The following is an 11,373-nucleotide window of genomic DNA, read 5'->3' as shown; positions in this document are numbered from 1 at the left end:
GATGGCGTTCTGGCAGGCTCGACGTGACACCTACCAACTACCGAAAGGTGATATCTCGTGGCACAGGTAACCGCATCCGAGTTGATCGTCATCAATGCCGCGCCGGAGAAGGTGCTCGCGGCACTATCCGACTACCAGACGGTGCGTCCCAGCATCCTTCCCGGCCAATACCGCGACTACAAGGTCGTCGAGGGTGGCGTCGGCGCAGGCACCGTGGCCTCCTGGACCCTCCAGGCAACAAAGAAGCGCTCGCGTAACGTCCAGGCCCGCGTCGGCGTGGTCGGCTCCACCGTCACCGAGACCGACGTCAATTCGTCGATGGTGACCACGTATCAGGTCGATGCCTCCGGGGCCAGCTCGAAGGTCACCACCACCACCACGTGGCAGGGAGCGGGCGGTATCGGCGGATTCTTCGAGAAGACGTTTGCGCCCAAGGGACTGGCGAAGATCCAGGCCGAACTGCTCGGCAACCTCAAGTCGCACGTCGAACGCGTCTAAGCCGGATCACGCCGAGAACAACTTCCAGAAAACGACCCGAGTGCGACACCGCAAACCAGCGCCGCTTCCATTGCGCGACGGTGTGGACCCCACTCGGGTCGTTCTGCGGTCCGCCGATCGCACGATCGGCGAGGCGATGCTGGCCGCACCGGCGTGTGAGGGCCTGACGCTCGACGATCTGCTGATCCGGGCCGAGCGCGGTGAGGTGCTCGGCATCGGTGGTGAACCCGTCGATCTGGCTGCACCGGCCCAGATCGGACGGCCGGTCTACTTCTACCGCGATCTGCCCGTGGAGACGGAGATACCGTTCGACCTGCCGATCATCCATCAGGACAACGATCTGGTGGTCGTGGACAAGCCGCACTATCTGGCGACGATGCCTCGGGGAACGCACGTGGTGCAGACCGCGCTGGTCCGCTTGCGCCGGGAACTCGACAACCCATCGATCAGCCCGGTCCACCGGCTGGATCGGCTCACGGCCGGAGTGCTCATGTTCACCGTGCGCCCGCAGGCGCGCGCCCCCTACCAACAGCTCTTCGCCGACCGTGCAGTGAGCAAGGAATACCGCGCCCGCGCACCGCTCGACCCCGGCCTGCAGCTGCCGGTGACCGTTCGCAACCGCATCCTCAAAGATGCCGGCGACCTGCGAGCCCGGGTGGAACCGGGGGAGGTCAACGCTGTCTCGACCATCGATCTCCTGAGCGCTTCGCACGATCGGGGGGTCTACCGGCTGAGGCCGCAGACCGGTCGCACACATCAGCTCCGACTGCACATGGCGGGTTTGGGTGTCCCGATCGACGGAGACCCGCTGTACCCGGAGGTTCGACCCGACGTGGCCGCAGCCCCGGACCGCGGGGATTTCTCCGACCCGCTTCGCCTCCTTGCCTACTCTGTCGAGTTCACCGACCCGTTCAGCGGCGAGTCGCGACGCTTCGTCAGTACCCGCGAACTGCTCTGAGAGGAGGGCCCGAGTGGCCATCATCGTCTCCTACGACCACTACCCGGACCTGCGTTGCGAGGTGGTGCTCTTCCTCGACGACGAGAGTGGGGATTGTTTCCAGGTCCAACGCGACCTCCCGGCCGGCGACAACGGCTACGAGATCAGCGCCGGTGTCGGGCCGCCGGTACGAGGGGGTATCGCCGCGTGGCAACGGGTCGGCAACGAGTTCCAGTTCGCGCTGACACCCAAGGCGTCGATGATGTTCGGTGGCAACGCGCGACTGCGGTTCGAGGCCGAGTCGGCGGGCGGCGATACCATCGACAGCATTGCTGCTCATCTCGAACGCATGATGCGCCCGCAAGACAACCCGCCCGACGGCCCGATCGAGCCCGATGACCCCGATCAGCCCTATGAGACAGAGGACAGCAGTGGAACCAGATAACCCGATGGCCGGACTCCTGCAGCAGGCTCAGCAGATGCAGCAGCAGTTGCTGGCCGCGCAGGAACAGATCGCCGCCGCCGAGGTCACCGGAACCGCCGGTGGTGGGCTCGTCACGGTCACCGGTAGCGGCACCGGCGAGGTCACCGCGGTGACCATCGACCCCAAGGTCGTGGACGCCGACGACGTCGAGACCCTGCAAGACCTCATCGTCGGTGCTCTTGCCGATCTGAACAGCAAACGCGACGAGCTCACCCAGCAGAAGATGGGTCCGCTCGCCGGCGGACTCGGCGGCCTGGGCGGCGGGTTCCCCGGTCTGGGTGGATAGCTGACCCGTGTATGAAGGACCGATCCAGGATCTGATCGACGAGCTGGCGAAGCTGCCAGGGCTCGGTCCCAAGGGTGCCCAGAGGATCGCGTTCCATCTACTGGCCGTTCCGGCAGGCGACATCGACCGGTTGACCGCGGCATTGGTGCACGTCCGAGACGACGTGGTCTTCTGCGAGGTGTGCGGCAACGTCTCGGCGCAGGTGCGTTGCCGGATCTGCCGTGATGCCCGGCGTGATGCCAGCAAGATATGTGTGGTCGAAGAGCCCAAGGACGTGCAGGCCATCGAGCGAACCAAGGAGTTCACCGGCCGCTACCACGTTCTCGGTGGGGCCCTGGACCCGCTCGGCGGGGTCGGCCCGGACCAACTGCGGATCCGAGAATTGTTGCGCCGCTTGGGCAATCAGGAAGACGGCGTGGACGTCAGCGAGGTGATCGTCGCCACCGACCCCAACACGGAGGGCGAGGCGACGGCGACCTACCTGCAACGGATGTTGCGGGACTTCCCCGGTCTGTCGGTCACCCGGCTGGCGTCGGGTCTGCCGATGGGCGGCGACCTCGAGTTCGCCGACGAATTGACGCTCGGCCGGGCACTGTCCGGTCGCCGGATCCTGACGTAGCTCTGATGGTCGACGACGCGTGGATCGAACATTTCGCCCGGCAACTCAAGTCGGGCATCGTTGCCATCGACGGCCCGTCCGGCGCGGGCAAGTCAACGTTCGCGGACCGATTGATGGCCGTGCTCCACGACGTCGGGACCCCGGCGGTGCTGGTACGTACCGACGACTTCGCGACATGGGACGACCCGGTCGGTTGGTGGCCCGAGCTCGACGAAGAGGTGATCCGGTCGTACTGGCGTGGACACGACTTCCGCTACCACCCGCGGGTGTGGCGGGACGGCCGTCCCGAACACGGTCCTCGCGTCTGGGTGAGATGGGAGCCGTTGCTGGTGATCGAGGGCGTGTCCAGTGCTCGTGCGCCGGTTCGGAGACAGCTCACCAGGGCGCTCTGGCTCGATGGCGGTGACGAATCGGAACGTCTGGAACGTGCGGTCGCCCGCGACGGTGAGGATGAGCGCCGGCACCTGATCCGTTGGCAGAACTTCGAGCGTGGCTGGTTCGCCGTCGACCGCACCCGCGAGCACTGTGAAGTGGTGCCCGAGTTCGCGCCGGAATCGGTCTGACCCCTCAGTCCCGTTCGGTCGTCGGGGTGCGCAGCAGTTCCTGCACCTCGTCGTCGGACACCTGAGTGAAGTCGCGGTATGACCGCCCGACTGCCGTGAAGTCGTCAGGTAATGCGCCGCAGACGATTTCGTCGGCGGCCCCGGTGAGCAGCGAGCAGGTCGACTCCGGTGCGGTGCCGGCAGCGACGATCACCTGCGCGGGCCGGCGGCTCCGCACCGCATCGACCGCCACACGCATGCTTGCCCCCGTCGCCAGCCCGTCGTCGACGAGGATGACAACCTTGCCCGTCACCTCGGCGGGTGGGCGCCCCTCCCGGTACACCTTCTCGCGGCGCATCAGCTCCCGGGTCTCGGCCTCGAGAACGCGCTGGACCTCGTCGCGGCTGATACCGAATTCGCGGATCATCCGATGATTGAGCACCGGTTCCCCGCCTGAGGCCACCGCGCCCATCGCGAGCTCCTCGCGTCCGGGTACCCCCAGTTTTCGGACCACCATCGCATCGAGTGGGGCGTTGAGCGCATAGGCGATCTCCCAGGCGACCGGCACGCCCCCGCGAGCGAGGCCCAGCACGAGAACGTCGCTGCGGTCGGCCAACTCGAGCTCGCCGAACTTGAGCTGATCGCCGAGAGCGCGGCCGGCCGCACGGCGATCCAAGAACTCGCGTGCTTCATCACGGCTGTGTCGCAGTCGCATCTGCCTGTCCACCTGCTCCCGTTCACGCTCGGTCTCGGCCGACATCTCCGCCGGCGCGGCGTTGCTAGAAGAACTGGGCGGTGGTGATGCATGGCCGGCCGGCTTCGTCGGCCACCTGATACACCGCCCGCGTCTTCTCCGAGATATCACCTTGCTCCCACGAGAATGCCACGATCACCTCGACTTGGGCAGAGGGTGCCGGGCGCGGCACCACCGCCATCGAATCGATGGTCAAGGTGCTCGACGAATTGCGCGTCTTGAGCTGGTCGGTGGACGTGATCAGGTCAGGCAACGTCTTCTTGGCGAACTCGCCACAGCTGTTCGCCTTGAACACCGCAACCTGCTCGTCCGCGGTCGCCGGGCCCACGTCGTACATGCTGCGCGTCACCGCGGTCGCGACGTCGCGGGCCTGCTGATCGGTGATCGTCGGGCCGGCCGGCGTCGTCGGTGACCGTGTCTCGTCGTCACCGTTGTCGGGAGCGGTCAGTGTCGCGAAGACGGCGGTGAGGGCCACGAGCGCGATCAGTACGCCTGCGAGGACCAGTAGCAGTCGGAGGCGGCGGTGTGACCCGGGCGGACGGGTCGGGCGCACATGTAGGTCCGTCATCACAGCACCTTCATCATGTTGACGCACAGGGGGATTGCGGAACGGCTCACGGTGAACTCGATGGCAGCGGGTTCGATGGGGGCCGGTTCGGCGTTGTCCTGACTCGCGGTCACCTCGAAGACCGCCAGCACGGTCACCGACTCTGCGTCTTGCCGGGCGATGCCGTAGTGCGCGTTACTGGTCACCAGGCTGCGGCCGGTGGTGGTGACCGTCTGCAGCAGCGAATCGGCGGTGTCGTTCCACTCCTGAAGGGCCGTTCCACAGAGCAGCGCCTGCGCGGACTTCATCGTCGACCTGATGGTGTCGGGGGTGAAGTTGTAGATCGATTCCGTGGTGGCACGCACCGTGTCGAGGATGGTGTCTTCGTTCGACACGGCGGCAGACGTGGCAGGAGCGCTGGTGGGCGAATCATCTTCGCCCACAACCGACCACGTGATCATCCACGTTGCGGTTACCACCACCGCGACCACCACCAGGGCGACGGCGAACAGCGCGGGAGCGGCGCGGCGTTGGCCGCCCGGAGGTGGTGATGTGGGCGTCGACCGAGGAGATGTCATGGGTGCCGGGGTCTGGAGTTGTTCACCCTCGACGGCCCGCGGCAAGGCGCTCACGGCGCAGCAGATCGACCTCGGCCAACGGCAGCGGATCGAGTTGTTCGACGCCCAGTGCGCGGGCGAGCAGCATGTCGGCCAGCTCGGGATTGCGGGCCAGGGCAGGGCCGTGCATATAGGTTCCGATCACCGAACCCTGCACCACGCCTTCCACCTTCTCGCCCGCGCCGTTGCCGACGCCGTGCTTCACCTTGCCCAAAGCGTGGGCGTCCGGTCCGAGAGTGGTTCCACCGCGGTGGTTTTCGAAACCCGTCAGCGGGGTGGTGAGCCCTGAGGCCGGCGACGGTTCTGTGATCAGCTCGCCGATGCTGCGTTTGTCCTGCGGGGTGGTGGTCACGTCGAGCATCGAGATCCCCTCGACGCGCTCCCCGGACGATGTCTCGTACCAGTGCCCGAGTACCTGGATGGCGGCACAGATGGCCAGAACGGGCCGGCATGCTTCTGCCGCGCGCTGCAGGCCCGGGTACTTGGTGAGGTGCCGCGTGGCCAGCCGCTGTGCGTAGTCCTCGGCGCCGCCGAGGGTATAGACGTCGAGCGATTCGGGCACGGGATCGGTGAGGTTGATCTGGATGATCTCCGCCTCGATGCCTCGCATGCGTGCGCGCTGGCGCAACACCAGGGCGTTACCGCCGTCGCCGTAAGTGCCCATCACATCGGGGAGGACCAGTCCGATGCGCAATGTGGAGTCGGACATCAGCGAATTCCCTTCTGCGCGCGAGCCAATGCGTTGTTGAGGTCGCGAAAAGCGGTGTAGTTGGCGAGGACCTCGACCCGGCCGGGCGGGCAGGACTCGATGGCGGCCATCGGATCACCGATGGTGGTGTGCTCAGCGCCTGCATAGATCAACCGGACACCGAGGTCGGTGGCGCGTTCGCCGGAAGCGACCACCTGCATGTTCTCGAATGCTTCGAAACGGACGTCCCACAGCCACGAGAGGTCCTCGCCGTCCGGCACCTGACCGTTGACGGCGATGACCAGGCCGTCGGCGTCCTGGTCGATCATCGCCATCGCTTCTTGCCATCCCGCAGGGTTTTTCGCCAGCAGCATGCGGACGCGATGCCGGCCGATCTGCTGTACCGAGTATCGGCCCGCGACCTCGCCGACGGTGCCCACGGCGGCAATGGCTTTCACGGGGTCGGCGCCCAATGCCACTGCCGCGGCAACGGCCTGCGCCGCATTGCCGCGGTTGGCGTTGCCGGGCACTGCCAGCGTCATCGGGTGCTCGAAACCGTCCGGTCCGTAGAGGTTCTTGTCGTCGAACCACCAGTCGGGGGCCGGCCGCTCGAAATCGGTTCCGGTGGAATACCAGTGGGGACCGTCACGCAGAATCGGCTCACCCGACCGGGGACAGCTCACCGAATCGCCGGCCCATCCGGCGCCCGCAGCGACCCACACCACCTTCGGTGCGTCGTAGGCGGCGGAGGTCACCAGTACGTCGTCGCAGTTGGCGATCACGGTGGTCTCCGGGTGCCGCGCGATCCCGTCACGCAGGCGGCGCTCGATCATGTTGATCTCGCCGACCCGATCGAGCTGGTCTCGTGAGAGGTTCAGCAGGATCAGCGCTTCGGGGTTCACGGCGTCGCTCACGTGGGGAACGTGCAGTTCGTCGACCTCCAACGCAGCCCACTCGGCGGGCCGGTTCAACGACAGGGCGGCGACGATGCCTGCGTCCATGTTGGCGCCGTCGGCCTGCGAAGCCACCTCGCCGAGATCGGCCAGCGCTGCCGCCGTCATGCGCGTGGTGGTCGATTTTCCGTTCGTTCCGGTGACGACCACCGATCGCTTCCCGCGCGCAAGCGCAGCCATCAGGGTGGGGTCGATCTTGAGCGCCACCAGGCCGCCGATCATCGAGCCCTTCCCGCGGCCGGTTTTCTGCGACGCCCATCGCGCCGTGGCAGCGGCTCTCAGGGCGAGTCGTGCCCGCATCGGCAAGCCTGTGGAACTCTTTCGGTCCTCGTCACGCATGGCTGCGAGTTTGTCATATGCCGCCCGGCGTCCGCCGTATGTGCAAGTCAGGGGACCGCCATCGGTTCGTCGGTGGACGAGGGTTTGAGCGTTTTCTCTTTGGCGCGTTTCGACTTGCCGCCGGTCACTCCCGCGAAGCAACCGATGATCACCACTGCTCCGCCGACCAGCTCCCAGACTGTCGGTGTCTCCCCGAGAATCGCCCAGGCCGCGCTGATGCCGACGATCGGGACGAGCAACGAGAACGGTGCGACCTTGGATGCCGGATGCCGTGTCATCAGGTATGCCCAGAGCCCTGCGCCACCGATGGTGCCGAGAACCACGATGTAGGCCAGGCCGCCGAGAGCCACCAAGCCTGTGTGCGTTCCCACGGTGGCGATCGACTCGAACCCGGCGAACGGTCCCTCGACGGCCAAGCTGAGGGCATAGAGCGGGATCGGTGGGATCACGGACATCCACAGCGCCATGAAGAGCGCGTTGCGGGGGTGGGCAAGCCGTGACCCGATGTTGCCGAAGGCCCAGCCGAGCCCGGCGAGAAGTGTGAGCAGGACCGGGATCAATCCCGCAGATGCCCCGTGTGCGGCGCGGTCCACGCCGATCACCACCATGCCGCCGACGGCCACGGTGATCCCGACCGTCTGTCGCAGCGACATCTTCTCCCCGAGCAGGAGGACACACAAGATGACCGTGAACGGGGCCGACGACTGCAGCACCAGGGACGCCAATCCGGTCGGCATGCCCTGGTCCATCGCGAGGAACAGGAAAGCGAATTGCAACGTGCCGAAACCGAATCCGTAGAGCAGGAACCAGCGCAGGGGAACGTCAGGTCGCGGTACGAAAAGGATCACCGGAATGGCCATCACGGCAAAACGTAACGCCGCGAAGAACAGAGGCGGGAAGTGTTCGAGCCCGGCATGGATCGCGAGGAAGTTCAGGCCCCAGAACACCACGACGGTCAGTGCCAGCAGGCGATCGCGGAGTGTCATGGGGACAATTCTCGGGTCCATTGAAGGTTCAGTTCAATCGAATTAAACTGCATCGGAAGTGTAGCTGAACTTAACTCTTGGTGGTGATCGCGCCGCACGGTTCATTCGGCCCGAATGCCAGCCACTCGGGCAGTGCCGCGGTGAACTCCGCACGGATGGCCGGATCGGCCATGGTCCTCCAGTCGACCTGCGTGTCCGCCTCGGGTTCGTACCTGTCCCATTCGACCCAGTTGACCATCTTCAGCAGGGGGAACTGCTCGGGCACCGTAGGCGCGAAGATCTGGGTCCACCACGACTTCTTGATCGCGAGGGCTCCAGGGCCTTCGGGTTCGCCGGGATTGAACAGGGCTGCGGTCTCCGGGATCGCCACAGGCTTGTTGCGCTGGGTGCCGTACTCGTCGTAGAAGTCGGGCAGCACGGTGTCGTCACCATTCGCGCCGACATAGCTCCCCGTCAGTTGCTGTGCGAACTTGTTCGGCTCGGCGAGTTCGTTCTCGCTCCAGGGGAAGCGGTTGCCCCAGTGGTAGAGCGACATCCCGACCCAGTCAACCGATTCATCGCCGGGGTAGAAGGCGGCGTAGGGATCGTCGTTCCGGGTCAGCTGTCCGTCGCGATCACTGTCCAGGTCTGTGAACTCGGCCGTGCCGGGTGCCGGCGAGTATTCACCGTCAGCGAAGGGATATCCGCCGGCATAACTGGGCGCCCACATCATCGCCGAGCCGGGAGCGGCGGCGTGCACGGCTGTCGCGACGCGAGCGAATGTCTCCTTGTAGAGCGCTGGTTGCTGACCCCACGGATACCAGGAACCGTTCATCTCATGGGCGAAGCGGACGACAACCGGGACTCCGGATTCATTGAACTCTGCGAGATCGGCGGCAAAGGCGTTGGCGACCTCGGGGGTGACGGTGCGCAGGCCACCCGACGGCTGCACTGTCAGCAACAGGATTCTTCCGTCTTCGCGGACGGTGTCGACGGTCTGTCTCAGGTCGGCTCGCGCGGCATCGTCGTAGGGGATCTCGGTGAAGAACACCGTGACCGCAGGATGGCTACCGAGGCTCTCCGAGTAGTCCGCGATCGTTGTCTTATCCCAGTCGAAACTGGCGCCATACCAGACCCCGGTGGACGGTGACACGGATTCCGCGACCGCCGGCGCGCAATTGGTTGCCTTGTCATCGGCTTCCGAATCCGAGGTCACATAGATGTTGCCGACTCCGATGGCCAGCGCCACCACTCCCGCGGCGATCGGCGCCCAGAACGTCCTGACGAAATACCCGAGCCGGCGACCGAACGTTTTGAGATGAAGCGTCACCCTGCTGACGATAACGAATATGCCCGCACCTGGACCCATTCAAGAGTCAAAGTGGTGCCTGATGCTTCCTTGACGAACACGGGCCGGTCACACAGGGCTCGGATGAGTGGAATCCCTCGACCCCGGAAGCGGTTGTGCGCGGGGGGCCGCCACCGACCTCGATCGGACACGGTCACCGAGAGGCGGGCACCCGAGGGGGAGTGGCGTGCCTCGATCGACATGGTCCCCGGGTGCTGGTCTCCGACGTAGGCGTGTTCGGCGGCGTTGGCGAGGGCCTCATATGCCGCCAGGACGATGGCGTACAGGTGCTCGTCCGAGATCGCGAAGTTCTCGCCCAGCCATCGTCCGAACTCCTGACGCAGGTGGCTGGCTCCCGCAGCGGTCGCCGGAACGTCCAGGCGGCTGAACGCGGTGTCGTCATATGAGTCTGCTACCGGTTGTAGGGACATGGTCTTTGCCTACCCAGTCGCCGGCGAACTATGCACGAATGCGGTGGAGAGCCCCCGAATGAGTGGCCCGGATCACTCACGTAACCGATCTGTGCCGCCGAGTCTGCGATCGGGGAAGGCCCGGTCTCCACGGTTCCGCGTTGGTACAGTCAGGTGATTTTTCGGTGGTGCGGGCGCGGAGCGTCGCTACACATCACGGCTGTCGGGGGGCGGCCAGTACGTCGATGCAGTAGTGACCTGGGGGAGTCCATCACCGTGGAGTTTCTTCGTTCGTGGTGGCGGCAGCCGTTCGACTACGAGTGGACGGTCAACTATCACCGAGTGCGTGGAACGCTGGCAGTCAATCGCATATCCGTGGGGCTGTGGTGCTGCTGCTTCAGCGTCGGAGCCTTCTGCGCGCTGACGTCGCCTGCCGGACCCCGGGGTGGCATCGCGATCGACATCCTCGTCGGCGTACTCGCTGTCGCCTGCGCTGTCATCGGGGTCGTCTGGCTTGCCGGGCGCTGGCCCCGTCAGTGGATGACCCGGCTGTTCGTCGTCTACACCGATGTCGGCGTCGCGGTGGTGCTGTTCACCTTCGCGGATCTGTTCATCGCGATGATGGGTTGCTCGCTGTTCTCGGTGACCGGTGCGCACGTGACCGCCTTCCACAGTCCGCGGTGGCTGCTCGGGCACCTCGCTTTCGCAACTGCGGTGACGCTGGGGCTCTATGCGTGCGTGGTGTTGGGCTCGGACGCGGACAAGGGCATCGCGACGGCACTGCTGATGGTGTTGCTGCCGGTTCTGCTGGCAGCGCCGATCATCATGCAGTCGGGCCTGCTGGATCTGCGCGAGGATGCCAACGACGCATTTCGGGACCACCTGACCCAGCTCCGTAATCGTCGTGGACTCGAGGCGGGGTTTCATCAGCTCCAGTACAGCGGGATCCCGGTGGGGCTGGCCGTGCTGATGCTCGACATCGACGGCTTCAAGCAGATCAACGACCAGCACGGGCACAGCGGTGGAGACGCCGTGCTCGAACTAGTCGCAGCCCGGCTGGTGGATGTCGCCGGTGGTCACGCGCTGATCGCCCGCGTGGGCGGCGAAGAGTTCGCGATCACGCTCGTCGGTACCCCAGAGCAGGCGATCGCTGTGGCGCATCGGGTGCGTTCGACGCTGCACAACACGGACGATCGACATCCGATCACGGTGAGCGTCGGGGTCGCGGTGGCCACGCACCAGCAGCTGCGGGCGAACAAGCGGCAGCCGAGCACGGCAACCCTGAGGGCGCTGATGAGGTCGGCGGACATCGCCATGTACAAGGCGAAAAAGCTTGGCGGCAATGGTGTTTCGATTGATTCCGATCTCGATGACGCGACGCGCTGA

The 11,373-nt window shown here is 65.7% G+C and carries 15 protein-coding genes; 7 read left to right on the top strand and 8 right to left on the bottom strand.

The window, feature by feature from the left end; all coding sequences use genetic code 11:
* The first annotated feature begins 57 nt into the window (after positions 1–57).
* From KXR83_RS22290 to KXR83_RS22265, 6 genes are all read left to right on the top strand, one after another.
* Positions 58–498: an SRPBCC family protein gene (locus KXR83_RS22290; protein WP_437426714.1), complete on the top strand. Its 441-nt coding sequence runs from the start codon at positions 58–60 to the stop codon at positions 496–498.
* An 82-nt stretch (positions 499–580) separates the two neighbouring features.
* Positions 581–1,456 (top strand): pseudouridine synthase, encoded by an 876-nt coding sequence (locus KXR83_RS22285; protein ID WP_437426713.1) that lies wholly within the window; start codon positions 581–583, stop codon positions 1,454–1,456.
* Between the two features lie 13 nt (positions 1,457–1,469).
* The gene (locus KXR83_RS22280; RefSeq protein WP_437426712.1) at positions 1,470–1,880 is read left to right on the top strand and encodes a hypothetical protein; all 411 of its coding nucleotides are present in this window, start codon (positions 1,470–1,472) and stop codon (positions 1,878–1,880) included.
* A 4-nt stretch (positions 1,881–1,884) separates the two neighbouring features.
* A complete protein-coding gene (locus KXR83_RS22275; RefSeq protein ID WP_174548705.1) occupies positions 1,885–2,205 on the top strand; it encodes a YbaB/EbfC family nucleoid-associated protein in 321 nt (106 codons plus the stop codon).
* A gap of 7 nt (positions 2,206–2,212) precedes the next feature.
* Complete coding sequence (gene recR, locus KXR83_RS22270; RefSeq protein WP_023956577.1) at positions 2,213–2,824, top strand: recombination mediator RecR; 612 nt, start codon at positions 2,213–2,215, stop codon at positions 2,822–2,824.
* A gap of 5 nt (positions 2,825–2,829) precedes the next feature.
* Positions 2,830–3,387: a uridine kinase family protein gene (locus KXR83_RS22265; RefSeq protein WP_116916605.1), complete on the top strand. Its 558-nt coding sequence runs from the start codon at positions 2,830–2,832 to the stop codon at positions 3,385–3,387.
* Positions 3,388–3,391: 4 nt separating this feature from the next.
* Here KXR83_RS22265 and KXR83_RS22260 read toward each other — a convergent pair whose 3' ends face one another.
* The 8 genes from KXR83_RS22260 to KXR83_RS22225 all read right to left on the bottom strand — a co-directional run bounded on the left by KXR83_RS22260 (position 3,392) and on the right by KXR83_RS22225 (position 10,008).
* Positions 3,392–4,126 (bottom strand): phosphoribosyltransferase, encoded by a 735-nt coding sequence (locus KXR83_RS22260; protein WP_437426711.1) that lies wholly within the window; start codon positions 4,124–4,126, stop codon positions 3,392–3,394.
* A 19-nt stretch (positions 4,127–4,145) separates the two neighbouring features.
* A complete protein-coding gene (locus tag KXR83_RS22255; RefSeq protein ID WP_437426710.1) occupies positions 4,146–4,688 on the bottom strand; it encodes a hypothetical protein in 543 nt (180 codons plus the stop codon).
* Positions 4,688–5,245, bottom strand: coding sequence for a hypothetical protein (locus tag KXR83_RS22250; protein ID WP_437426709.1), 558 nt, complete (start codon positions 5,243–5,245; stop codon positions 4,688–4,690). The genes KXR83_RS22255 and KXR83_RS22250 overlap by 1 nt, the downstream gene beginning before the upstream one ends.
* Before the next feature lie 22 nt (positions 5,246–5,267).
* Positions 5,268–5,993 (bottom strand): type 1 glutamine amidotransferase, encoded by a 726-nt coding sequence (locus tag KXR83_RS22245; protein ID WP_437426708.1) that lies wholly within the window; start codon positions 5,991–5,993, stop codon positions 5,268–5,270.
* Complete coding sequence (locus KXR83_RS22240) at positions 5,993–7,264, bottom strand: MurT ligase domain-containing protein (RefSeq protein WP_437426707.1); 1,272 nt, start codon at positions 7,262–7,264, stop codon at positions 5,993–5,995. Before KXR83_RS22240 ends, KXR83_RS22245 begins: the two co-directional genes overlap by 1 nt.
* Before the next feature lie 47 nt (positions 7,265–7,311).
* Positions 7,312–8,250: an EamA family transporter gene (locus tag KXR83_RS22235; RefSeq protein WP_437426706.1), complete on the bottom strand. Its 939-nt coding sequence runs from the start codon at positions 8,248–8,250 to the stop codon at positions 7,312–7,314.
* Positions 8,251–8,320: 70 nt separating this feature from the next.
* On the bottom strand, positions 8,321–9,559 hold the full coding sequence (locus tag KXR83_RS22230) for a glycoside hydrolase family 26 protein (protein WP_437426705.1): 1,239 nt from the start codon (positions 9,557–9,559) through the stop codon (positions 8,321–8,323).
* Complete coding sequence (locus KXR83_RS22225; protein WP_437426704.1) at positions 9,556–10,008, bottom strand: ATP-binding protein; 453 nt, start codon at positions 10,006–10,008, stop codon at positions 9,556–9,558. Before KXR83_RS22225 ends, KXR83_RS22230 begins: the two co-directional genes overlap by 4 nt.
* 255 nt (positions 10,009–10,263) lie before the next feature.
* On the opposite strand from KXR83_RS22225, the gene KXR83_RS22220 reads away from it, so the two are divergent.
* Entirely contained in the window at positions 10,264–11,373 is a 1,110-nt protein-coding gene (locus KXR83_RS22220; RefSeq protein WP_437426703.1) for a GGDEF domain-containing protein, read from the top strand.

The sequence above is a fragment of the Williamsia muralis genome (genome assembly GCF_051487485.1).
Lineage (GTDB): Bacteria > Actinomycetota > Actinomycetes > Mycobacteriales > Mycobacteriaceae > Williamsia > Williamsia muralis_B.
This window is presented reverse-complemented; position numbering and strand designations above follow the sequence as displayed.